This is a genomic window from Kitasatospora sp. NPDC058032 (assembly GCF_042885845.1).
In the GTDB taxonomy this organism is placed as follows: Bacteria; Actinomycetota; Actinomycetes; order Streptomycetales; family Streptomycetaceae; genus Kitasatospora.
The window spans coordinates 277,823-304,058 of sequence record NZ_JBHVRK010000009.1 but is presented as its reverse complement, the minus strand read 5'-3'; the positions used below and the strand labels follow the sequence as shown (position 1 = coordinate 304,058).

The 26,236-nt window shown below is 76.2% G+C and carries 2 protein-coding genes; both read left to right on the top strand.

Features of this window, described 5'->3' with window-relative positions:
- Positions 1-54 precede the first annotated feature (54 nt).
- A complete protein-coding gene (locus tag ACFVUH_RS17740; RefSeq protein WP_387914177.1) occupies positions 55-14,937 on the top strand; it encodes a type I polyketide synthase in 14,883 nt (4,960 codons plus the stop codon).
- A 24-nt stretch (positions 14,938-14,961) separates the two neighbouring features.
- Positions 14,962-26,154, top strand: a complete 11,193-nt coding sequence (locus ACFVUH_RS17735; protein WP_387914175.1) for a type I polyketide synthase — start codon at positions 14,962-14,964, stop codon at positions 26,152-26,154.
- Positions 26,155-26,236: the final 82 nt, after the last annotated feature.

Genomic DNA, 26,236 nt, shown 5'->3' with positions numbered 1-26,236 from the left:
TCGACGGCAACCGACCGGCACGTACTCCCCTCGGCGTTGCGGAACGGAATTCAGATGACTGACGAGAACAAGCTCAGGGACTACCTCAAGCGTGCCACCGTCGACCTGCGCCATGCGCGTCAGCGGCTGCGGGAGGTCGAGAGCCGCAACCACGAGCCGATCGCGATCGTGGCGATGAGCTGCCGCTTCCCCGGAGGGGTCCGCTCGCCGGAGGACCTCTGGCAGCTGGTCACGGAGGGCGGCGACGCGATCTCCGGCTTCCCGACCGACCGCGGCTGGGACCTGGAGTCGCTCTACCATCCGGACCCCGGAAACCCCGGCACCACCTACACCCGCGAGGGCGGCTTCCTGCACGACGCCGCCGAGTTCGACGCCGGATTCTTCGGCATCGGCCCGCGCGAGGCGCTGGCGATGGACCCGCAGCAGCGGCTGCTGCTGGAGGCGTCCTGGGAGGCGGTGGAACGGGCCTCGATCGACCCGCGCTCGCTGCGCGGCAGCGACACCGGGGTCTTCGCCGGCGTCATGTACCACGACTACGCCTCCCGGCTGCCGCAGCTGCCCGAGGGCATCGAGGGCTACGTGAGCACCGGGAACTCGGGCAGCGTGGTCTCCGGCCGGATCGCCTACACCCTGGGCCTGGAGGGCCCGGCGGTGACGATCGACACCGCCTGCTCGTCCTCGCTGGTCGCCCTGCACCTCGCCGTCCAGGCGCTGCGCCAGGGCGAGTGCTCGCTGGCGCTGGCCGGCGGCGTCACCGTGATGGCCGGGCCGACCACGTTCACCGAGTTCAGCCGCCAGCGGGGCCTGTCGCCCGACGGCCGGTGCCGGGCGTTCTCCGCCTCGGCGGACGGTACGGGCTGGGGCGAGGGCGTCGGTGTGCTGCTGGTCGAGCGCCTCTCGGACGCGCGGCGCAACGGGCACCCGGTGCTGGCGGTGGTGCGTGGCAGCGCGGTGAACCAGGACGGGGCCTCCAACGGTCTGACGGCGCCGAACGGGCCGTCCCAGCAGCGGGTGATCCGGCAGGCGCTGGCCAGTGCCCGGCTGTCGCCCGCCGAGGTGGACGCGGTGGAGGCGCACGGCACCGGCACCGCGCTCGGTGACCCGATCGAGGCGCAGGCCCTGCTCGCGACCTACGGTCAGGACCGGCCCGCCGACCGGCCGCTGCGGCTGGGCTCGATCAAGTCGAACATCGGCCACACCCAGGCCGCGGCCGGCGTCGCCGGTGTGATCAAGATGGTGCAGGCGATCCGGCACGGGGTGCTGCCGCCCACGCTGCACGTCACGGAGCCCTCGCCGCACGTCGACTGGTCGGCCGGCGCGGTGACGCTGCTGACCGAGGCGACCGCCTGGCCCGAGACGGGCGCGCCCCGGCGGGCCGGCGTGTCGGCCTTCGGCGTCAGCGGCACCAACGCGCACCTCGTCCTCGAACAGCCGGAGCCCCAGCCGGACACGGAGGGCGACCCGGCCGACGGCGATCCGCCGGCGCCCGGGCAGGCGCTGCCGCTGATCCCCTGGGTGCTGTCCGGCAAGGACCAGGCCGCCCTCGAAGCCCAGGCCGGACGCCTGCACACGCACCTCGCCGCGGAGCCGGAACTCGACGCCCTCGACGTCGCCCTCTCCCTGGCCACCTCCCGCTCGGCCTTCGAGCACCGCGCCGTGCTGCTCGCCGCCGACCGGGCCGGGCTCGACGGGGCGCTGGCCGCGCTGGCCGCCGGCTCGCCCGAGCCGGACCTGGTGCGCGGCGTCGCCGAGGACGTCCGCCAGGTCGCGCTGGTCTTCCCCGGGCAGGGCTCGCAGTGGACCGGCATGGCCGTCGAACTGCTCGACGCCTCCGCGGTGTTCCGCGAGCGGATCGGCCAGTGCGAGGAAGCCCTCGCCCCCTACGTGGACTGGTCGCTGACGGCCGTGCTGCGCGGCGAGGACGGCGCGCCCGGACTGGACCGGGTCGACGTCGTGCAGCCGGTGCTGTTCGCCGTGATGGTCTCGCTGGCCGAGCTGTGGCACTCCTACGGGGTGCGGCCCGAGGCGGTGGCCGGGCACAGTCAGGGCGAGATCGCCGCCGCCTGCGTGGTGGGCGCGCTCTCCCTGCAGGACGCCGCGAAGGTGGTGGCGCTGCGCAGCCGCGCGCTGACCGTCCTGGCCGGGCTGGGCGGCATGATGTCCGTCAACCTGCCGCTGGAGAGCCTGACCCCGCGCCTCGCGCCCTGGGGCGAGCGGCTGTCGGTGGCCGCCGTCAACAGCCCCTCGTCCATCGTCCTGTCCGGCGACCCGCACGCGCTGGCCGAACTGCGCGACAGCCTGGTCGCCGACGACGTCCGGGCCCGGATGATCGCCGTCGACTACGCCTCGCACTCGGCGCAGGTCGAAGCGGTGCGCGAGCGGGTGCTGGCCGAACTCGCGGACATCGTTCCGCGCTCCTGCGACGTGCCGTTCTACTCCACCGTGACCGGGACGGCCCTGGACACGGCCGAGCTGGACGCGGACTACTGGTACCGGAGCCTGCGGCAGACCGTGCGGTTCGAGGAGGTCACCCGCGCGCTGGTGGCCCACGGCCACGGCGTCCTGATCGAGGTCAGCGCCCACCCGGTGCTGACGATCGGCATGCAGGAGACCGTCGACGCGCTGGGCGGCGAGGCCGTGGCGCTGGGCACCCTGCGCCGCGGCGAGGGCGGCCCGGCCCGGGTGCTGCGCGCCGTCGCCGAGGCCCACGCACACGGGGCCGGCGTCCACTGGCCGGCCGTCCTCGCCGGCACCGGCGCCCGCACCGTCCCGCTGCCCACCTACGCCTTCCAGCACCAGCGGTACTGGCTGGACGCCCCGCACACCGCCGGTGACGCCGCCGGCCTCGGGCTCGGCCCGGCGGACCACCCGCTGCTGGGCGCCGTCGTCACCCTGGCGGACTCCGACGGCCTGCTGCTCACCGGCCGGCTCTCCGCGCACACCCACCCCTGGCTCGCCGACCACGTCGTGCTGGGCACGGTGCTGCTGCCGGGCACGGCCTTCGTCGAGCTCGCGATCCGGGCCGGCGACCAGGTCGGCTGCGGCCTGCTGGAGGAACTGACCCTGGAAGCGCCGCTGCTGCTGCCCGACCACGGCGGCGTGGTGGTGCAGGTCTCGGTCGGACCCCCGGACGGGAACGGCCGGCGCTCCTTCGGCCTGTACTCGCGGCCCGAGGACGCCCCCGCCGAGGACGAGTGGACCCGCCACGGCACCGGCGTACTGGGCGCCGGCCCCGCCGACGCGGGCGAGGACCTCACCCACTGGCCGCCCGCCGACGCCACCGCGATCGACCTCACCGGCTTCTACGACCGCCTCGCCGAGCGCTCCTTCGAGTACGGCCCGGTCTTCCAGGGCCTGCGGGCCGCCTGGCGGCGCGACGAGGAGGTCTTCGCCACCGTCGCCCTGCCCGCCGAGGCGCAGCCCGACGCGGCCCGGTTCGGCCTGCACCCGGCGCTGCTGGACGCGGCGCTGCACGCCGTCGGGTTCGGCCCGCTCGGCGACATGGGCACCGGACGGCTGGCGTTCTCCTGGGAGGGGGTGCGCCTGCACGCCACCGGCGCCGCCGAACTGCGCGTGCGGCTGGCCCCCACCGGCACCGACGCCGTGTCGGTGACCGTCGCCGACGGCACCGGCCGGGCGGTGGCCGGGGTCGGCACGCTCTCCTTCCGCACGGTCGGCGACGAACAGCTGCGCCCGGCCCGCGGCGGACACCACGACGCCGTCTACCGGGTGGACTGGACGGCGCTGCCGGTGCCGGCCACCGCACCGGAAGGCCCCTGGGCGGTGCTCGGCGACGACGCCTCGGCGGCCGTCCGGGCACTGCTCGACGGTCCCCGGCCGCCGCAGGCCTTCGCCACCCCGGCAGCGCTGACCGAGGCCGTGGCGACGGGCGGCGCGCCGCTGCCCGAGGTGGTGGTGGCCGTCCTGCCCACCGGCGGGGCCGGTGCGCAGGCCGTCCGGGCGACGGCGCGCGACACCCTCGCGCTGCTGCACGACTGGCTGGCCGAGGAACGCCTCGCCGGCTCCCGGCTGGTGCTGCTGACCAGCGGCGCGGTGGCCACCGAGGCCGGGGCCGACACCCCCGGCCTGGACCACGCGCCGGTCTGGGGCCTGGTCCGCTCGGCGCAGTCCGAGCACGCCGACCGGCTGGTCCTGGCGGACATCGACGACCACCCGGAGTCCTTCCGGCTGCTGCCCGCCGCGATCGCCACCGGTGAGCCGCAACTGGCCCTGCGCGCCGGGGCGGTGGCCGTCGCCCGGCTGGCCCGCGTCCCGCTGCGCACCGCGCCGGAAGCCGCCGGGGACCTCACCGCGGCCCCGCTCGACCCGAACGGTACCGCCCTGATCACCGGCGGCACCGGCGCGCTGGGCGGGCTGGTCGCCGAACACCTCGTCACCGAGCACGGCATCCGCCACCTCGTGCTGACCGGCCGGCGCGGACCCGACGCCGAGGGCGCGGCCGAGCTGCGCGCGCGGCTGACGGCCCTCGGCGCGTCCGTCACCGTCGCCGCCTGCGACGCGGCCGACCGCGACGCCCTGGCCGACCTGCTGGCGGGCATCCCCGAGGACCGGCCGCTGACCGCCGTCGTCCACGCGGCCGCCGTGGTCGCGGGCGGCCTGGTCGACGCGCTGACCGCCGAGGAGCTCGACCAGGTCCTGCGCCCCAAGGTCGACGCGGCGCTCAACCTGCACGAACTCACCCGGGACGCCGACCTGGCCGCCTTCGTCCTCTTCTCCTCCTTCGCCGGCACTCTCGGCGGCGCCGGCCAGGGCGCCTACGCGGCGGGCAACGCGTTCCTGGACGCGCTGGCCCACCACCGCGCGGCCGAGGGGCTCGCCGCCTCCTCGCTGGCCTGGGGCGTCTGGGAGGAACGCGGCGCGCAGACCCGGCTGGCGGACGGCGACCTCCGGCGGATGGCCCGCGCCGGTCTGGTGCCGCTCGCGGCCGACGAAGGCCTCCGCCTGCTCGACCTCGCCCGCACGCTGGACGACCCGGCCCTCGCCCCGGTGCGGCTGGACCTCGCCACGATGCGCGCCCAGGCGGCCGGCGGCACCGTGCCCGCCCTGCTGCGCGGCCTGATCAGGACGCCGGTCCGCCGGGCGGCCGGGGCGGTGGCCGGTGAGGCCTCCGCCGAGCTGGGGCGGCTGGCCGCACTCGCGCCGGCCGAGCGCCGGGAGGCGCTGCTCGCCCTGGTCCGCGGCCAGGCCGCGGCCGTACTCGGCCACAGCGCCGCCGAACTGGTCGACCCCGGACGGGCGTTCCGCGAGCTGGGCTTCGACTCCCTCGCCGCGTTGGAGCTGCGCAACCGGCTGATCGCCGCGACCGGCGTGCGGCTGCCGGTCACCGCGGTCTTCGACCACCCGACCCCGGCCGCCCTGGCCGGGCACCTGCTGGAGGAGGCCTTCGGCGGCGAGCAGGACCTCGTCACCGCCGCCCCCGCCCGCACCGGCCGCTCCGGCGACGACGCCGAGCCGATCGCGATCGTCGCGATGAGCTGCCGCTTCCCGGGCGGGGTCGCCGACCCCGAGGAGCTGTGGCGGCTGGTGGCCGACGGGACCGACGCGATCACCGGCCTCCCGGCGAACCGCGGTTGGGACCTGGACGGTCTCTACGACCCGGACCCCGACGCCCCGGGCCGCTGCTACACCCGCGAGGGAGGATTCCTGCACGACGCCGACGAGTTCGACGCGGGCTTCTTCGGGATCTCGCCGCGCGAGGCGCTGGCCATGGACCCGCAGCAGCGCCTGCTGCTGGAGACCACCTGGGAGGCGTTCGAGCGGGCCGGCATCGACCCGGCCGCCCTGCGCGGCAGCCGGACCGGCGTCTTCACCGGCACCAACGGCCAGGACTACGCGGCCGGGCTGCGCGAGGCGGACGCGGAGGGACTCGAAGGCCACCTGCTCACCGGAAACTCGGCGGCGGTCGTCTCCGGCCGTCTCGCCTACACCTTCGGCCTGGAGGGGCCGGCGGTGACCGTCGACACGGCGTGCTCCTCGTCGCTGGTGGCCCTGCACCTGGCGGCGCAGGCGCTGCGCTCGGGTGAGTGCGAGCTGGCCCTGGCCGGCGGTGTCACGGTGATGTCGACCCCGGGCGCGCTCATCGCCTTCAGCCGACAGCGCGGCCTGTCCGAGGACGGGCGCTGCCGGGCCTTCGGGGCCGGGGCCGACGGCACCGGCCTCGCGGAGGGCGTGGGCATGCTGCTGGTCGAGCGGCTGTCGGACGCGCGGCGCAACGGGCACCCGGTGCTGGCGGTGGTGCGCGGCTCGGCGGTGAACCAGGACGGTGCGTCGAACGGGCTGACGGCGCCCAACGGCCCCGCGCAGCAGCGGGTGATCCGGCAGGCGCTGGCGAACGCCGGGCTGTCGGCGGCCGATGTCGACGCGGTGGAGGCGCACGGCACCGGGACGACGCTGGGCGACCCGATCGAGGCGCAGGCCCTGCTCAAGGCCTACGGCCAGGACCGGCCCGAGGAGCGGCCGCTCTGGCTCGGGACGGTGAAGTCCAACATCGGTCACACCCAGGCGGCGGCCGGGGTGGCGGGTGTGATCAAGATGGTGATGGCGATGCGGCACGGGGTGCTGCCGCCCACCCTGCACGTGGACGAGCCGTCGTCGCACGTGGACTGGTCGGCGGGCGCGGTGCGGCTGCTGGCCGAGTCGGTGGAGTGGCCGTCCGGCGATCGTCCGCGCCGGGCCGGTGTCTCCTCGTTCGGGGTCAGCGGGACCAATGCGCACGTCATCATCGAGCAGGCGCCGGCTGCGGCGGCCCCGCGTCGTGAGACGGACCGGGGTGGGCAGGCCGCGAGGCCGTGGGTGCTGTCGGCGAAGTCTTTCGAGGCGCTGCGGGATCAGGCCGCGCGGCTGCTCGCGTACGCGCAGGGGCGTGAGGATCTGGTGGCGGCCGATGTGGCGTACTCGCTGGCCACGTCCCGGGCGGTGCTGGAGCACCGTGCGGCGGTGGTCGCGCCGGATGTGGCGGGGACGCTGGAGGGCTTGCGTGCGCTGGCGAACGGCGAGTCGTCCGGGGCGGTGGTCCGTGGTGTCGCGATGCCGGGGACGAAGGTCGCTCTGCTCTTCTCGGGGCAGGGGAGCCAGCGGCTGGGGATGGGGCGTGAGCTGCACGCTTCGTTCCCGGTGTTCGCGGAGGCCTTCGACGCGGTGTGTGACGCCGTGGACGCCCACCTCGAACGGCCCTTGCGCGACGTGGTGTTCGGGGAGGACGCGGAGCTGCTGGGTCGGACGGAGTTCACACAGCCGGCGTTGTTCGCGGTGGAGGTGGCGCTGTTCCGGCTCGTCGAGTCGTGGGGCGTGCGGGTGGACTTCCTGGCCGGTCACTCGATAGGCGAGTTCGCTGCCGCCCACGTTGCCGACGTCCTCTCGCTGGCGGACGCTACTGAACTGGTGGTGGCCCGTGGCCGGTTGATGCAGGAGCTGCCGTCCGGTGGTGCGATGGTGGCGGTGCAGGCCTCCGAGGACGAGGTGGCGCCGCTGCTGGCCGGCCGCGAGGACCTGGTGGGCATCGCGGCCGTCAACGGTCCCACGTCGGTGGTCATTTCGGGTGCCGAAGAGGCTGTGACGGAGGTCGCCGAACTGCTCGCCGCCGACGGCCGCCGCACGAAGCGGCTCGCCGTCTCGCACGCGTTCCACTCGCCGCTGATGGAGCCGATGCTCGCCCGCTTCCGCGAGGTCGCCGAGCGCGTCACCTTCGCCGAGCCGACCCGGCCGATCGTCTCCACCCTCACCGGGGATCCCCTCACCGCCGAGGAGTTGGCCGACCCCGACTACTGGGTGCGGCACGTCCGGCACGCGGTCCGGTTCGCCGACGCCGTGAAGACCCTGGCGGACCAGGGAGCGACGGCGTTCCTGGAGGTCGGCCCGGGCGGCCTGACCCCGATGGTCCAGGAGACCGTGGCCGACACGGACGCCGTCGCCGTCCCGGCCCTGCGTGCCGACCGCCCCGAGGCCGAGGCCTTCACCACCGCCCTCGCTCACCTCCACACCCACGGCATCACCCTCGACTGGACCGCCGCCCTCACCGGCACCGACGCCCGGCACATCCACGACCTGCCGACCTACGCCTTCCAGCGCGCGTCCTACTGGCTCAAGGCGTCCGCCCCGGCGGCCGGCGGAGCCGTCGCGACGGACCCGGCCGACGCGGAGTTCTGGGACGTCGTCGAGCGCGCGGACCTGGCCTCGCTGTCCGAGCGGCTGGAGGTGGACGGGGAGGCACCGCTCAGCTCGGTGCTCCCGGCGCTGTCCAGCTGGCGCCGCCGTCAGCGCGAGCACTCGGTGGTGGACGGCTGGCGCTACCAGGTCCAGTGGAAGCCGCTGACCGTCCGTGGTGATGCCGGACTGACGGGCAGCTGGCTGCTCGTGGTCCCGGACGGCGAGCAGGACCACCCGGTCGCCGTGGCGGTCCGGGCGGCGCTCGGCGCGCACGGCGCCGATGTCGTCGAGCTCTCCGCGGGGGGTGACGACGACCGGGCGGCGCTCGCCGGGCGGCTGGCCGAGACGGTCGACGCCCCGCCCGCCGGTGTGCTGTCGCTGCTCGCCCTCGGCGAGGACCGGCACCCCGGTCACCCGGTGCTGCCCCTCGGGCTGGCGCTGACCACCCTGCTGGTCCAGGCCCTGGGCGATGCCGGGGTGGACGCGCCGCTGTGGTGCGCCACCCGGGGCGCGGTGGCGGTCGGCCGGTCGGACGGCGCCCAGAACCCGTCCCAGGGCATGATCTGGGGCCTGGGCCGCTCCGTGGCGCTGGAGCACCCGCAGCGCTGGGGCGGGCTGGTCGACCTCCCGGAGACGCTGGACGACCGTTCGGTGCGCCGGCTCGTCGCCGTGCTCGCCGGCGGGGGCGAGGAGGACCAGCTCGCCGTCCGCTCCTCCGGCACCTTCGTCCGCCGCCTCCACCGAGCCGCCGCCGCCACGACGGGCACGGGCGCCGCCGAGCGCGTCTGGCGCCCCCGGGGCACGGTGCTCGTCACCGGCGGACTGGGCGCGCTGGGCACCCAGGTGGCCCGGCACCTCGCGCAGCGCGGCGCCGAGCACCTGGTGCTCACCGGCCGGCGTGGCCCGTCCACCGCCGGGGCCGCCGAACTCGCCGCCGAGATCGAGGCGCTGGGCGTGCGGGTGACCATCGCGGCCTGCGACGTGTCGGACCGCGACGCGGTGGCCCGGCTGCTCGCCGACCTCCCCGAGGCCGACCGGCCGACCGCTGTCGTGCACGCCGCCGGCATGCCCCAGTTCGCCCCGGTGGAGCGCACGACGCTCGCGGACCTCGCCGAGGTCGTGGCCGCCAAAGTGGCCGGCGCCGTGCACCTGGACGAGCTGCTGGGGGACGGTCCGCTGGACGCGTTCGTGCTGTTCTCGTCCGTCGCCGGTGTGTGGGGCAGCGGCAGCCAGGCCGGCTACGCCGCCGCCAACGCCTTCCTGGACGCCCTGGCGCTGCGGCGCCGGGCCCGGGGCCTGGCCGCGACCGCGGTGGCCTGGGGCCCGTGGGCGGAGGGCGGCATGGTGGACGGCGAGGAGGCCGAGGCCCATCTGCGCCGCCGCGGCCTGCCCGCCATGGCGCCGCAGCCCGCGGTGGCCGCTCTCCAGCGGGCCCTGGACCAGGACGAGACGGCGGTCGTGGTGGCCGATGTGCGCTGGGAGCGCTTCGCCCCCGCCTTCACCGTCACCCGCCCGAGCCCGCTCTTCGGCGAACTGCCCGAGGTGCGGCAGGCGTTGACCGGGGCCGAGGACGCGCAGGCCCGGTCCGGTGCCGGACTGCCCTCCCTCGGCCAGGAGTTGGCCGCGCTGCCGAGCGCGGAGCGCGACCGTGTCCTGCTCGACCTGGTCCGCACCGAGGTGGCCGGGGCGCTCGGCCACTCCGGCCCCGAGGCGGTCGCGCCCGATCGGGCGTTCAAGGACCTGGGGTTCGACTCGCTCACCGGCGTCGAACTGCGCAACCGGCTGAACGCCGGCACGGGGCTGCGGCTGCCGACCACCCTGGTGTTCGACCATCCCAACGCGGCGGACCTCGCGGCCTTCCTGGCCACCGAGCTGTCCGGGTCGCAACCGGTTGCAGCAGACGCCCCCGTGGCAGCGGCGACCGCGGCCACGGCCGAGGAGCCGATCGCGATCGTCGCGATGGGCTGCCGCTTCCCCGGCGGTGTGCGGTCCCCCGAGGACCTGTGGCGGCTGCTCGCGGACGAGGCGGACGCGGTCGGCCCGTTCCCGACCGACCGGGGCTGGGACACCGAGGCCCTCTACGACCCGGACCCGGAGAAGGCGGGGACCAGCTACGTCAACCAGGGCGGCTTCCTGCACGACGCCGCCTCCTTCGACGCCCGGTTCTTCGGGATCTCGCCGCGCGAGGCGCTGGCCATGGACCCGCAGCAGCGCATCCTGCTGGAGGTGGCCTGGGAGACCCTGGAGCGGGCCCGGCTCGACCCCGTCTCGGTGCGCGGCAGCCGGACCGGTGTCTTCGTCGGCTCCGGCTACCAGGGCTACGGCGCCGGGCTCGCCGAGCTGCCCGAGGGCGTGGAGGGGCACCTGCTGACCGGCAGTTCCTCCTCCGTGATGTCCGGCCGGATCGCCTACACGCTGGGGCTGGAAGGCCCGGCGGTGACGGTGGACACGGCCTGCTCCTCCTCGCTGGTCGCCCTGCACCTGGCGACCCAGGCGCTGCGGCAGGGTGAGTGCTCGCTGGCCCTGGTCGGCGGCGCGGCCGTGATGTCCAGCCCCAACGCCTTCATCGAGTTCAGCCGGCAGCGCGGGCTCGCCGCCGACGGCCGCTGCAAGCCCTTCGCGGCGGCGGCGGACGGCACCGGCTGGGGCGAGGGTGTCGGCATGCTGCTGGTCGAGCGGCTCTCGGACGCCGAGCGCAACGGGCACCCGGTGCTGGCGGTGGTGCGCGGCAGCGCGGTGAACCAGGACGGCGCCTCCAACGGTCTGACGGCGCCGAACGGACCTGCCCAGCAGCGGGTGATCCGCCAGGCCCTGGCCAACGCCCGGCTCTCCACGGCCGACATCGACGCCGTGGAGGCGCACGGCACCGGCACCGCGCTCGGTGACCCGATCGAGGCGCAGGCGCTGCTCGCCACCTACGGGCAGGACCGGCCCGAGGACCGGCCGCTTTGGCTCGGCTCGATCAAGTCGAACCTCGGCCACACCCAGGCCGCCTCGGGCGTCGCCAGTGTGATCAAGACGGTGCTGGCGATCCGGCACGGTTCGCTGCCGCGCACCCTGCACGTGGACGAGCCGACGCCGCACGTGGACTGGTCGGCGGGCGCGGTGCGGCTGCTGACCGCGCCGGTGGACTGGCCGGCGGCCGACCGTCCGCGGCGCGCCGCCGTCTCCTCCTTCGGCGTCAGCGGCACCAACGCGCACACCATCATCGAGCAGGCGCCCGCCGACGCCGCCACGGACGCCGCCTCGCCGGCCCCGTCCGGCGCGGATGCGCCGCGGAGCCTGCCTTGGGCGGTGTCGGCGAAGGACGAACCGGCGCTGCGTGAGCAGGCGCACCGGCTGCTCGCCGCCCTGGACGCCGACCCGGCGGCGGCGCCGGCCGACCTGGCCCTCTCCCTGGCCGTCGCGCGGACCGCCATGGACCACCGGGCGGTCGTCGTGGGACGCGACCGGGCCGACCTCGCCGCCGGACTCGGCGCGCTGGGCCGGGGCGAGTCGGCGGCCGGCCTGGTGCGCGGGGCCGTCGCGCCCTCCCGGGGGCGGCTGGCCCTGCTCTTCTCGGGGCAGGGGAGCCAGCGGCTGGGGATGGGGCGTGAGCTGGAGGCGTCGTTCCCGGTCTTCGCGGAGGCCTTCGACGAGGTCTGCGCGCACCTGGACGTCCACCTCGAACGGCCGTTGCGTGACGTGGTGTTCGGCGAGGACGCGGAACTGTTGAACCGGACCGGGTTCACCCAGCCGGCGCTGTTCGCGATCGAAGTCGCCTTGTTCCGGCTGGTGGAGTCGTGGGGTGTGCGGGCGGACGTGCTGGCCGGCCACTCCATCGGCGAACTGGCCGCCGCCCATGTCGCGGGCGCCCTCTCGCTCGCCGACGCCGCCGAACTGGTCGCCATGCGTGGCCGGTTGATGCAGGAGCTGCCATCGGGTGGTGCGATGGTGGCGGTGCAGGCCTCGGAGGACGAGGTGGCGCCGCTGCTGGCCGGACGCGAGGACCTGGTGGGCATCGCCGCGGTCAACGGGCCCACGTCGGTGGTCATTTCCGGTGCCGAGGACGCCGTGACGGAGGTCGCCGACCTGCTCACCGCCGACGGCCGCCGTACGAAGCGGCTCGCCGTCTCGCACGCGTTCCACTCGCCGCTGATGGAGCCGATGCTCGCCCGCTTCCGCGAGGTCGTCGAGCGTGTCACCTTCGCCGAGCCGACCCGGCCGATCGTCTCCACCCTCACCGGGGATCCCCTCACCGCCGAGGAGTTGGCGGACCCCGAGTACTGGGTGCGGCACGTCCGGCACGCCGTCCGGTTCGCCGACGCCATCGGGACGCTCGACGCCAAGGGCGTGACGGCCTTCCTGGAGATCGGCCCGGGCGGTCTGACCCCGATGGTCCAGGAGACCCTGGCCGACGCGGACTTCGTCGCCGTCCCGGCCCTGCGCGCCGACCGCCCCGAATCCGACTCCTTCACCACCGCCCTGGCCGAGCTGCACGTGCGGGGCATCTCCCCGGCGTGGGACGCGGTCCTCGCCGGAACCGGCGCCCGGCGGGTCGACCTGCCCACCTACGCCTTCCAGTACCAGCGGTACTGGCTGCAGGGCGCACCCGGGCGGCCCGGCGCGGCGGCTCCCGCCGACCCGGCCGAGGCCGAGTTCTGGGACACCGTGGAGCGTGGGCAGCCGCAGGCGCTGGCCGAGCGGCTCGGTCTGGACGCCGACGCCCCGCTCGACTCGGTGTTCGCCGCGCTGGCCTCCTGGCGCCGCGAGGCCAGGACGCGGAGCACCGTGGACAGCTGGCGCTACCAGGCCACCTGGAAGCCCTGGACCGACCTCCCGTCCGGGCCGCTGACGGGCGGCTGGCTGGTCGTCGCGGCCGACGACGGGACCGCCGACGCCTGCGCGCGCGTGCTGCGGGAGCGCGGTGCCGAGCCGTCGACGCTGATCGTGGCCGACGCCGGCACCGACCGCGTGATGCTCGCCAAACTGCTGCGCGAGTCCCTGGCGCAGGACACCCCGACCGTCGGGGTGCTCTCCCTGCTGGCGCTGGACGAGCGCGCGCATCCGGTCCACCGGGCGCTGCCGCTCGGGCTCACGGCGACGATGACCCTGGTGCAGGCGCTCGGGGACGTCGAGCTGGACGCGCCGCTGTGGTGCGTCACCCGGGCCGCCGTCTCGGTCGGCCGCTCCAACCCCGTCGAGCATCCGTTGCAGGGGCTGGTGTGGGGTCTGGGCCGCGCGGTCGCGCTCGAACACCCCGACCGCTGGGGCGGGTTGGTCGACCTCCCGCCGTCCGCCGGGTCGGACGCGCGGGCCCTGGGCCGGCTGGCCGACGTGCTCGTCGGCTCCGGGGACGAGGACCAGCTGGCGGTGCGCGACTCGGGCGTGTTCGTCCGCCGGCTGGCGCGGGCCGCGCGCAGCACCCCGGGCCGAGAGTGGCGCCCGCGCGGCACTGTGCTGATCACCGGCGGCACCGGCTCGCTCGGCGGACACGCCGCCCGCTGGCTGGCCCGCAACGGCGCCGAGCACCTGGTGCTGACCAGCCGGCGCGGTGCGGCGGCCGAGGGCGCGGCCGAACTGCGCGAGGAACTGGAGGCGTTGGGGACCTCGGTCACCGTCGCCGCCTGCGACGTGGCCGACCGCGAGGCACTGGCGGGGCTGCTGGACTCCCTGCCGGCCGAACGCCCGCTGACCGCCGTGGTGCACGCCGCGGGTCTTCCGCAGTTCACCGCCGTCATGGAGACCGACCTGACCGAGCTGGCGGACGTGGTCGCGGCCAAGGTGGCGGGAGCCGTGCACCTGGACGAGCTGCTGGCGGACCGGGACCTGGACGCCTTCGTGCTGTTCTCCTCGGTCTCCGGGGTCTGGGGCAGCGGCAGCCAGGCCGCCTACTCGGCGGGCAACGCCTTCCTGGACGCCCTGGCGTTGCGGCGCCGGGCCCGGGGCCTGGCCGCGACGGCGGTGGCCTGGGGCCCGTGGGGCGAGGGCGGCATGGCCGCCGAGGACGGCGCGGCCGAGCACCTGCGCCGGCGCGGCCTGCCGCAGCTGGCGCCCGCGCTGGCCGTCAGCGCGCTCCAGGACGCCCTGGACCGGGACGAGACCGCGGTGGTGGTGGCGGACGTCGACTGGTCGCGGTTCGCGCCGTCGTTCACCGTCGGCCGGGTGAGCCCGCTGCTCGGTGACCTGCCGGAGGTCCGGGAGGCGCTGGCCGGGGCCGTCGGCGGCGAGGAGGCCGCCGGCGGCGGGGCGTCGGAGCTCGTGCGGCGCCTCGCGGAGCTGCCGCCGGCCGGTCGGCACGCGGCGCTGCTCGACGTCGTCCAGGTGGAGGCCGCGGCGGTGCTCGGCTACGTTGGGGGCGAGTCCATCGAGCCGGACCGGGCGTTCCGGGAGCTCGGCTTCGACTCGCTCACCGCGGTCGAGCTGCGCAACCGCATCGCCACGGCGACGGGGCTGCGACTGCCCACGACGATGGTCTTCGACCACCCCACGCCCGGCGCGCTCACCGACCACCTGTGCGCCGAACTCCTGCCGGACACCGGCGAGGGCATCGGCGCGGGCACCGGCGACGGCAGTGCCTCCGGCGGCGTGCCGGAGGCGCGGCTGCGGCAGACCCTGGCGACCGTCCCGCTCTCCCGTCTCCGGGAGGCCGGACTGCTGGAGGCCCTGCTGCGGCTGGCGGAGCCCGCCGCGGGAGAACCGGCACCCGACGACCCCGGTACGGCGGAGTCCATCGAGACGATGGACGTCGACGATCTTGTCGAACTTGCGCTCGGCGACAGCGATTTCTGAGACGGCCTGAGTACGGAGCAGATGATGACCACCTCGAACGACAAGATCGTTCAAGCACTGCGGGCCTCCCTCCAGGAGACCGAGCGGCTGCGTCGGCAGAACCGGAAGCTGGTGGAGGACGCCGCGGAGCCCATCGCGATCGTGGCGATGAGCTGCCGCTTCCCGGGCGGCGTCGCGTCGCCCGAGGACCTGTGGCGGCTGGTCGCCGAGGGCGGCGACGCGATCGGCGGCTTCCCCGCCGACCGCGGCTGGGACCTGGAGGCGCTCTACGACCCCGACCCGGACCACGCGGGCACCTGCTACGTCCGCCAGGGCGGATTCCTGCACGACGTCGCCGAGTTCGACGCCGGCTTCTTCGGGATCTCGCCGCGCGAGGCGCTGATGATGGACCCGCAGCAACGGCTGCTGCTGGAGACCACCTGGGAGGTCTTCGAGCGGGCCGGCCTCGACCCGGGCGCGCTGCGCGGCACCCGGACGGGTGTCTACGCCGGTACCAACGGGCAGGACTACGCGCGGCTGTCCAACTCGCCGGAGGACTTCGACGGTTACCTCGGCACCGGAAACGCCGCCGCCGTGGTGTCGGGCCGGATCGCCTACTCCTTCGGTCTGGAGGGGCCGGCGGTGACGGTCGACACGGCGTGCTCCTCCTCGCTGGTCGCCCTGCACCTGGCGGCGCAGGCGCTGCGGCGCGGGGAGTGCTCGCTCGCGCTGGTGAGCGGTGTGACGGTGATGTCGACGCCCGGCGCGTTCATGGAGTTCAGCCGGCAGCGCGGGCTGGCGGCCGACGGCCGCTGCAAGCCCTTCTCCGCCGCCGCCGACGGCACGGGCTGGGCGGAGGGCGTCGGCATGCTGCTGGTCGAGCGCCTGTCGGAGGCCCGCCGCAACGGGCACCCGGTGCTCGCGGTGGTGCGCGGCTCGGCGGTCAACCAGGACGGTGCGTCCAACGGCCTGACCGCGCCGAGCGGTCCCGCGCAGCAGCGGGTGATCCGGCAGGCGCTGGCGGACGCCGGACTGTCCGCGGCCGAGGTGGACGCGGTGGAGGCGCACGGGACCGGCACCTCGCTGGGCGACCCGATCGAGGCGCAGGCGCTGCTCGCCACCTACGGGCAGGACCGTGAACATCCCCTCTGGCTGGGGGCGCTGAAGTCGAACATCGGTCACACCCAGGCCGCGGCGGGTGTGGCGGGTGTGATCAAGACGGTGATGGCGATGCGGCACGGCGTGCTGCCGAAGACCCTGCACGTGGACGAGCCGTCGCCGCACGTCGACTGGTCGGCCGGGGCGGTGCGGCTGCTGACCGAGGCCGTCGAGTGGCCGGAGCGGGACCGGCCCCGCCGGGCGGGCGTGTCGTCGTTCGGCGTCAGCGGGACCAACGCGCACGTGATCCTCGAAGCGGTGCCCGCGGCGGACCGGGCGGAGGAGCCGGCGGACGCGCGGCCGGTGCCCCCGGTGGTGCTGTGGCCGCTCTCCGCCCGGGGTGAGCAGGCGCTGCGCGGGCAGGCCCGGCGGCTGCTGGCCCACCTGGCGGAGCGTCCGGCGGTGGATCCCGCCGACCTCGGCCGCTCACTGGCCCTCGCGCGTGCCGCCCTGCCCCACCGGGCGGTGGTCGTCGGCACCGGCCGGGACGGGCTGCTGCGCGGGCTGGAGGCGCTGGCGCGGGACGACGCGGACGCGAGCCTGGTCCGGGGAGTCGCGGGGCGGCGGAACAAGCTCGCGTTCGTGTTCTCGGGTCAGGGGAGTCAGCGGCTGGGGATGGGGCGTGAGCTGCACGCTTCGTTCCCGGTGTTCGCGGAGGCCTTCGACGAGGTCTGCGCGCACCTGGACGTCCACCTCGAACGGCCTTTGCGTGACGTGGTGTTCGGGGATGAAGCGGAGCTGCTGGGTCGGACGGAGTTCACGCAGCCGGCGTTGTTCGCGGTGGAGGTGGCGCTGTTCCGGCTCGTGGAGTCGTGGGGGGTGCGGGCGGACTTCCTGGCGGGTCACTCGATCGGTGAGCTGGCCGCCGCTCATGTCGCGGGCGTGTTCTCGCTGGCCGATGCGGCTGAACTGGTGGTGGCGCGTGGCCGGTTGATGCAGGCGCTGCCGTCGGGTGGTGCGATGGTGGCGGTGCAGGCCTCGGAGGCCGAGGTGCTGCCGCTGTTGGCCGGCCGTGAGGACCTGGTCGGCATCGCCGCGGTCAACGGTCCTTCGTCGGTGGTCATTTCGGGTGCCGAGGAGGCGGTGGCAGAGGTTGTCGAGCTGCTGGCGGCCGACGGCCGTCGCACCAAGCGGCTCGCCGTCTCGCACGCGTTCCACTCGCCGCTGATGGAGCCGATGCTCGCCCGCTTCCGCGAGGTCGCCGAGCGTGTCACCTTCGCAGAGCCGAGCCGGCCGATCGTCTCCACCCTCACCGGAAAGCTCCTCGCCGCCGAGGAGTTGGCCGACCCCGACTACTGGGTGCGCCACGTCCGCCACGCCGTGCGCTTCGCCGACGCGGTGAAGACCCTGGAGGACCAGGGGGCGACGGCCTTCCTGGAGATCGGGCCCGGCGGCCTGACCCCGATGGTCCAGGAGACCCTGGCCGAGACCGTCGCCGTCCCGGCCCTGCGCGCCGACCGCCCCGAGGCCGAGGCCTTCGCCACCGCCCTCGCCCGGCTCCACACCCACGGCACCACCCTCGACTGGGACGCCGTCCTCGCCGGTCGCGGCACCCGACGCGTCGACGACCTGCCGACCTACGCCTTCGACCGCCGCCGCTACTGGCTGGAGTCCTCGGCCTTCTCGGCCACCCCGGACGCCGCGGCGGACCCGGTGGAGGCCGGCTTCTGGGAGGCGGTGGAGCGGCAGGACCTGGCGGCGTTCGCCGACCGCATCCAGGTGACCGAGGACGCCCCGCTGGCCTCCGTCCTGCCCGCGCTCTCCAGTTGGCGGCGCACGCACCGGGAGCAGTCCACCGTGGACGGCTGGCGCTACCGGATCACCTGGAAGCCCGCGACCGGCCTGAACGAGGCCGCCCCGAGCGGGCGCCGGCTCGTCCTGCTGCCCGCCGGGCCGGACGGCGACGGCTGGGGATCGGCCGTCGTCGGCGCGCTGAGCGAGCACGGCGAGGAGGTCGTCCCGGTCGTCGTGGACACCGCCGCCGGACGCGAAGCCGTCGCCGAGCAGCTGCGCGGCGTCCTCGCCGGCCTTCCCCCCGAGGCCGCCACCGTCACCGGGGTGCTCTCCCTGCTCGCGGTGGACGAGCGGCCGCACCCGGTCCACCCGGTGCTGCCGGCGGGCCTGGCCGCCACCCTCGCCCTGGTCCAGGCGCTGGGCGACACCGGCCTCGACGCCCCGCTCTGGTGCGCCACCCGGGGCGCCGTCTCCATCGGCTTCTCCGACCCGGTCCGCAGCGCCCACCAGGCGCAGGTGTGGGCGCTGGGCCGGACCGCGGCCCTGGAGCACGGTCGGCGCTGGGACGGTCTGGTGGACCTCCCGGAGGTGCTGGACGAGCGCGCCGCCCGCCGTCTGGCGGCCGTGCTGGCCGGCTCCGGCGCGGAGGACCAGCTCGCGGTGCGCGGCTCGGGCGTCTACGTCCGCCGGCTGACGCGCGCCCCGCAGGGCCCCGTCACGGCGGGCGCCGCCCGGCGCCCGCGCGGGACCGTCCTGATCACCGGCGGCACGGGCGCGCTCGGCGGCCATGTGGCGCGACGGCTGGCACGCGACGGCGCCGAGCACCTGGTGCTGGTCGGCCGTCGGGGCCTTGCCGCCGAGGGGGCGGCGGAACTCCGCGACGAGCTCGTGGAGTCGGGCGCCGAGGTCACCGTCGCCGCGTGCGACGTGGCCGACCGGGAGGCGCTGGCGCGCCTGCTGGACGGGCTGCCGGCCGCGTACCCGCTGACCGCCGTGGTGCACGCCGCCGGCGTGGGCACGCCCGGCCTGCTGGCCGACACCACGCCGGAGGAGTTCGCCCGGGTGGTGGCCGCGAAGGTCGCCGGCGCGCGGCACCTGGACGAGCTGCTGGGGGAGCGCGAGCTGGACGCGTTTGTGCTGTTCTCCTCGATCTCCGGCGTCTGGGGCGCCGGCGGCCAGGCCGCCTACGCGGTGGCCAACGCCGCCCTCGACACGCTGGCCGAGCGGCGCCGGGCCCGCGGACTGGCCGCGACGGCGGTGGCCTGGGGGCCCTGGGCCGGCGGCGGCATGGTCCAGGACGGCGACGCCGAGGAGCGCCTCAGGCTGCGCGGACTGCCCGCGCTCGCCCCCGAGTCGGCGCTCTCCGCGCTGTGGGGCGCGCTGGACCGCGAGGAGACCGCCGTCACGGTGGCGGACGTCGACTGGGCGCGCTTCGCGCCGTCCTTCACCCTGGTGCGGCCCAGCCCGCTGCTCGCCGACCTGCCGGAGGTCCGGTCCGCCCTGGCGGACGCCGATCCGGAACCGGCCGCCGACGCGGCCGTGCCCGCCTTCGTGCGGCGGGTGACCGCGCTCGCGGAGGCCGAGCAGCAGCGCGCGGTGCTCGACCTGGTCCGGGCCGAGGCGGCCGCCGTGCTCGGCCACGGCGGCTCGGAGCAGGTCGCCGCCGACCGGGCCTTCCGGGAGCTGGGCTTCGACTCGCTGACCGCCGTCGAGCTGCGCAACCGGCTGACCGCGGCGACGGGTGTCCGGCTGCCGGCGACCCTGGTCTTCGACCACCCGTCACCCGCCGTGCTCGCCGCCCACCTGCGCGCGCAGCTGACCGGCGCCGTCGAGGCGGCCACGCCGACGGCCGCTGCCACGAGCGCGCCGCTCGACGACGAGCCGATCGCCATCGTCGCGATGAGCTGCCGCTACCCGGGGGAGGTGCGCTCGCCCGAGGAGCTGTGGCGACTGGTGGCCGAGGGCCGCGACGCGGTGGCCGGGTTCCCGGCGGACCGGGGCTGGGACCTGGAGGCGCTCTATGACCCCGACCCGGACCGGCCGGGCACCACCTACGCCGCGGACGGCGGATTCCTCTACGACGTCGCCGACTTCGACCCCGCCTTCTTCGGCATCTCGCCGCGCGAGGCGCTCGCCATGGACCCGCAGCAGCGGCTGCTCCTGGAACTGACCTGGGAGGCCTTCGAACGGGCCGGGATCGCCCCGGACGCGATGCGCGGCACCCGGACCGGCGTCTTCATGGGATCCGGCTACCAGGACTACGCCTCCCGCCTGCTGAGCGTGCCGCAGGACCTGGAGGGCTACATCGGCACCGGCAGTTCGGCGAGTGTGGTGTCGGGCCGGATCGCCTACTCCTTCGGTCTGGAGGGGCCGACGCTGACGGTCGACACCGCGTGCTCCTCCTCGCTGGTCGCCCTGCACCTCGCGGCGCAGGCGCTGCGGCGCGGCGAGTGCTCGCTCGCCCTCGCGGGCGGGGTGACCGTGATGTCCAGCCCGAACGCCTTCATCGAGTTCAGCCGGCAGCGCGGGCTCGCCGCCGACGGCCGCTGCAAGCCCTTCGCGGCGGCGGCGGACGGCACCGGCTGGGGCGAGGGCGCGGGCATGCTGCTGGTCGAGCGCCTCTCGGACGCCGAGCGCAACGGGCACCCGGTCCTGGCGGTGGTGCGCGGCTCCGCGGTCAACCAGGACGGCGCCTCCAACGGTCTGACGGCCCCGAACGGCCCCGCCCAGCAGCGGGTGATCCGCCAGGCCCTCGCGGACGCGGGGCTGTCCACGGCCGACGTGGACGTGGTGGAGGCGCACGGCACCGGCACGACGCTGGGCGACCCGATCGAGGCGCAGGCGCTGCTCGCCACCTACGGGCAGGACCGCGAACGTCCGCTGTGGCTGGGCTCGTTGAAGTCCAACATCGGTCACACCCAGGCGGCGGCCGGGGTCGGCGGCATCATCAAGATGGTCCAGGCGCTGCGGCACGAGGTGCTGCCGAGGACCCTGCACGTGGACGCGCCCACCCCGCACGTCGACTGGTCGGCGGGCGCCGTGGAGCTGCTGACCGAGCCCGTCGACTGGCCGCGGGACGACCGGCCGCGCCGCGCCGGGATCTCGTCCTTCGGCGTGAGCGGCACCAACGCGCACGTGATCATCGAGCAGGCGCCCGCCCCGGCCGGGCCGCTCCCGACGGCCCGGACCCGGACGGCTCCGGCCCCGGCGGCGCAGGCCCCGGTGGCCGGGACCGGGACACCGTGGGTGCTCTCCGGTGCCACGGCGGAGGCCCTGCGCGGGCAGGCCGAGCGGCTCCACGCCCACCTGGTCGAGCATCCGGGGCTCGACACGGCGGACATCGGCCTCACCCTGGCCACCGCGCGGGCCGCCCTGGAGCACCGCGCGGTCGTGGTCGCCCCGGACACGGCCGGCGGGCTGACGGGCCTGCGCGCGCTGGCGGACGGCGAACCGGCCGGCTCGGTGGTGCGCGGCACCGCGCTGCCGGACGCCGGGCTCGCGTTCCTGTTCTCGGGCCAGGGGAGCCAGCGGCTCGGGATGGGGCGCGAACTGTCCGCGTCCTTCCCGGTGTTCGCGGAGGCCTTCGACGAGGTCTGCGCCCACCTGGACGTCCACCTCGAACGCCCCTTGCGCGACGTGGTGTTCGGCGAGGACCCGGAACTCCTCGACCGGACCGAGTTCACCCAGCCGGCGCTGTTCGCGATCGAGGTCGCGCTGTTCCGGCTGATCGAGTCCTGGGGCGTGCGGCCCGGCTTCCTCGCCGGCCACTCGATCGGCGAGTACGCCGCCGCGCACGTGGCCGGGGTGATCCCGCTGGCCGACGCCGCCGAACTGATGGCGGCGCGCGGCCGGTTCATGCAGCGGCTCCCGTCGAACGGGGTGATGGTGGCGGTGCAGGCCGCGGAGGCCGAGGTGCTGCCGCTGCTGGCCGGGCGCGAGGACCTGGTGGGCATCGCCGCGGTCAACGGCCCCTCCTCGCTGGTCCTTTCGGGCGCCGAGGACGCGGTCACCGCGATCGTCGAGCTGCTCGCCGCCGACGGCCGCCGCACCAAGCGGCTCGCCGTGTCGCACGCGTTCCACTCGCCCCTGATGGAGCCGGCGCTCGCGGACTTCCGCGCGGTCGTCGAGCGCGTCGCCTTCGCCGCGCCCACCGTGCCGATCGTCTCCACCCTCACCGGAGAGCCGGTCACCGCCGAGGAACTGGCCGACCCCGAGCACTGGGTGCGCCACGCCCGCCACGCGGTCCGCTTCGCCGACGCCGTCGCGGCGCTGGCGGCCCGGGGCGTGACGGCCTTCCTGGAGGTCGGGCCCGGCGGTCTGACCGTACTGGCCCGCGAGTCGCTGGCCGACAGCGAAGCGGACGCCGTCGCCGTCCCGGCCCTGCGAGTCGGCCGCCCCGAGGCCGAGGCCTTCACCACCGCTCTCGCCCAGCTCCACGCCCACGGCATCGCCCTCGACTGGGACGCCGTCTTCGCCGGCCGTGGTGCCCGACGTGTCGACCTGCCGACCTACGCCTTCCAGCGCCGGCGCTACTGGCTGGACACCCCGCCCGTGGCCGGCGACCTCACCGGCGCGGGCCTGCGCCCGGCCGAGCACCCCCTGCTGGGAGCGACGGTCGCACTCGCCGGAGGTGAGGGCGCGCTGCTGACCGGCCGCCTGTCCCTGGCGTCCCAGCCGTGGCTCGCCGAGCACGTCGTGGCGGGCGCGGTCCTGCTGCCCGGGACGGCGCTGGTGGACCTGGTGCTGCGGGCCGGTGACGAGGTGGGCAACGACGTCCTGGAGGAGCTGACGCTCCGGGCGCCGCTGGTCCTGCCCGAGCGGGGCGCGGTGCAGGTGCAGATCACGGTCGGCGGCGCAGGCGAGTCCGGCCGCCGCACCGTCCAGGTGCACTCCAGGCCGGACGGCGGCGGGACCGGTGACCCGTGGACCTCGCACGCCACCGGCACCCTGGTCACCGCCGAGCCGGCCGCCGACGAGGAACTGTCGGCCTGGCCGCCGGCCGCGGCGGAGGCCGTGCCGACCGAGGGCTACTACGAGCGCCTGGCGGAGCTGGGGTTCGGGTACGGCCCGGTGTTCCGGGGGCTGCGTCAGGTGTGGCGGCGCGGGGAGGAGGTGTTCGCCGAGGTCGCGCTGCCGGAGGGCGTGGAGGTCGGCGGCTTCGGTGTGCATCCGGCGCTGCTGGACGCGGCCCTGCACGCGGTGGGTCTGGGCGGGTTGCTGCCCGACACCGGTCAGGGGCGGATCCCGTTCGCCTGGAGCGGCGTGCGGCTCGCGGCGACCGGTGCGCACGCGCTGCGCGTGCGGCTGGCCCCGGCCGGGCAGGACGCCGTCTCGCTGCTGGTCGCCGACGCCACCGGCCGGCCCGTCGCCACGGTCGACTCACTCGTCCTGCGCCCCGTCTCCACCGGCGGGCTCGCCCGGGCGCGCCGCGCCGAGCAGCAGGACGGGCTCTACCGGATCGCCTGGCCGACGGTTCCCCTGCCGACCGCACCGCTCGAGGGCGCCCAGTGGGCCCTGCTCGGCGCGGACGACCCCGCCGCCCCGGCCGCGAGCGCCCTGGCACCGGCCGGCGTGCACCTCACCTCGCACCCCGACCTCGCCGCGCTCGCCACCGTCCTGGACGCCGGAGCCACACCCCCGCCGGTGGTGCTCGCCCCGGTGGCCCCCGGCGGGGAGAGCGCCGCCGACGTCCACCGGACGACCCGTGAGGTCCTCGCCCTGGTCACCGACTGGCTGGCCGAGGAACGCACCGCGCGCTCCCGGCTGGTCCTGCTCACCCGCGGCGCGGTCGCCGCCGAGCCCGGCGAGTTGGTGGCCGACTCGGCCCAGGCCGCCGTCTGGGGCCTGGTGCGCTCCGCCCAGTCGGAGAACCCCGACCGGATCCTGCTGGTCGACCTGGACGGCCACCCGGACTCCGTCGGCGCCCTGCCGGCCGCGCCGGCCGCCGGCGAGCCGCAGCTCGCGCTGCGCCGCGGGGCCGCCCACGCCCCCCGGCTGGCCCGCACCGAACCCGGCGCCGCCCTGCGCCCCGCCCCCGGCGCGGCCGGCTGGCGGCTGACGACCGACGGCAGCGGCACCCTGGACGGCCTGGCGCTGACCGAGAACCCGGCCGCCACGGCCCCGCTGGCGCAGGGACAGGTCCGGATCGCCGTGCGCGCCGCCGGGGTGAACTTCCGCGACGCGCTCATCGCACTCGGCATGTACCCGGGCGCGGCGACGCTCGGCAGCGAGGCCGCCGGCGTCGTCGTCGAGACCGGGCCCGGAGTCACCGGAACGGCCGTCGGGGACCGCGTCTTCGGCATGGTCGCCGAGACCTTCGGCCCGCTCGCGGTCGCCGACCACCGGATGGTGGCACGCATGCCGCGCGGCTGGACCTTCGCCCAGGCCGCGTCCGCGCCGATCGCCTTCCTCACCGCCCACTACGCCCTGGTCGACCTGGCCGGCCTGCGCCCGGGCCAGTCGCTGCTGGTGCACTCGGCGGCCGGCGGCGTCGGCATGGCCGCCACCCAGCTGGCCCGCCACCTCGGCGCCGAGGTCTACGGCACCGCGAGCCCCGGCAAGTGGCCGGCGCTGCGGGCCGACGGCCTGGACGAGGCGCACCTCGCCTCCTCCCGCACGCTCGACTTCGAGCCGCACTTCCTGGCGGCGACCGGCGGCCGCGGCGTGGACGTCGTGCTGAACTCCCTGGCCGGCGAGTACGTCGACGCCTCCCTGCGGGTGCTCGCCGACGGCGGGCACTTCCTGGAGATGGGCAAGACCGACGTCCGCGACGCCGAGGCGGTCGCCGCGGCCAACCCGGGCGCGTCCTACCGCGCCTTCGACACCATCGAGGCGGGACCGGACCGGATCGGCGCCATGCTCCGCGCCCTGGTGGACCTGTTCGAGGAGGGCGCGCTGCGGCCACTGCCGGTCACCGGCTGGGACGTCCGGCAGGCACCCGACGCGCTGCGCCACCTCAGCCAGGCCCGGCACACCGGCAAGCTGGTGCTCACCGTGCCCGCGCCGCTCGACCCGCACGGCACGGTGCTGATCACCGGAGCCACCGGCGCGCTCGGCGGCCACGTCGCCCGGCACCTGGTGACCGAGCACGGCGTGCGGCGGCTGCTGCTGACCGGCCGGCGCGGCCTCGCGGCCGAGGGTGCCCGCGAACTGCGCGACGAACTGGTCGAGTTGGGCGCGGACGTGACCGTGGCGGCCTGCGACGCGGCCGACCGGGAGGCCGTCGCCGCGCTGCTCGCGACCGTCCCGGCCCGCCACCCGCTGACCGCCGTGGTCCACGCGGCGGGGGTGCTGGACGACGGCACGGTGACCTCGCTGACCCCCGAGCGGCTGGCGGCGGTGCTGCGCCCGAAGGTGGACGCGGCCCTGGTGCTGGACGAGCTCACCCGCGACCTCGACCTCTCGGCCTTCGTCCTGTTCTCCTCGGTCGCCGCCACCCTCGGCAGTGCCGGGCAGGGCAACTACGCGGCGGCCAACGCCTTCCTCGACGCGCTGGCCCTGCGCCGACGGGCGGCCGGCCTGCCCGCGACCGCCCTGGCCTGGGGCCCCTGGGCCGACGGCGGGATGGCGGCCGGGATGGACGAGTCGGGCCGGGGCCGGATGGCGCGCTCGGGGCTGGTCCCGTTCCGGGTGAAGGAGGGCCTGGCGCTCTTCGACGCCGCCCGGTCGGGGGAGGGCGCCCTGGTGGTCCCGGTGCGCTTCGACTCCGCGGCCGACCGGGGCGCCGGCGCGGCCACCGTCCCGGCGATCCTGCGCGGCCTGGTCCGCCCGCCCGCCCGGCGCACGGCCGAGGCCCCGACGGGCGGCGCGGACACCCTGCGGCAGAAGCTGAGCGGCCTGCCGCAGGCCGAGCAGACCCGCGCCCTGCTGGACGTCGTACGCACGCACGTGGCGGCGGTGCTCGGCCTCGGCGGCCCGCAGGACGTCGAGCGGGGCCGCGAGTTCAAGGCCCTGGGCTTCGACTCGCTGACCGCCGTGGAACTGCGCAACCGGCTCGGAACCGCCACCGGGCTCCGGTTGCCCGCGACGCTGGTGTTCGACTTCCCGAACCCCCTCGCACTGGCGGAACGGATCCGGACCGACCTCGCACCCGAGCCGGTGGAACCGGCGGCGGCGGTCTTCGGCGGGATCGACCGGCTGGAGGCGCTCCTCGCCACGATCGGATCGGACGACGAACCCGTGCGGGCCGGCGTCCGGACCCGCCTGCAGGCCGTGCTCGCCCGACTCGCCGACACACCGGCGGCCGAGGCGACCGGGTCGGACGCCGACGGGTCGGACGAGCGGCTCCGGAGCGCGACCATCGACGACATCTTCGAGCTGATCGACCAGGAGCTCGACCCCTCCTGACCCTGCGGCTCCACCGGATCGCAGAACGACGGCACTTCCTGACTCACATGGCGGGTGAACGAGACATGCAGAATGAGCAGAA

Excerpts from the sequence above, each read along its gene's own strand:
- ACFVUH_RS17740 (WP_387914177.1), top strand. The coding sequence starts at position 55 with ATGACTGACGAGAACAAGCTCAGGGACTACCTCAAGCGTGCCACCGTC.
- ACFVUH_RS17735 (WP_387914175.1), top strand. The coding sequence starts at position 14,962 with ATGACCACCTCGAACGACAAGATCGTTCAAGCACTGCGGGCCTCCCTC.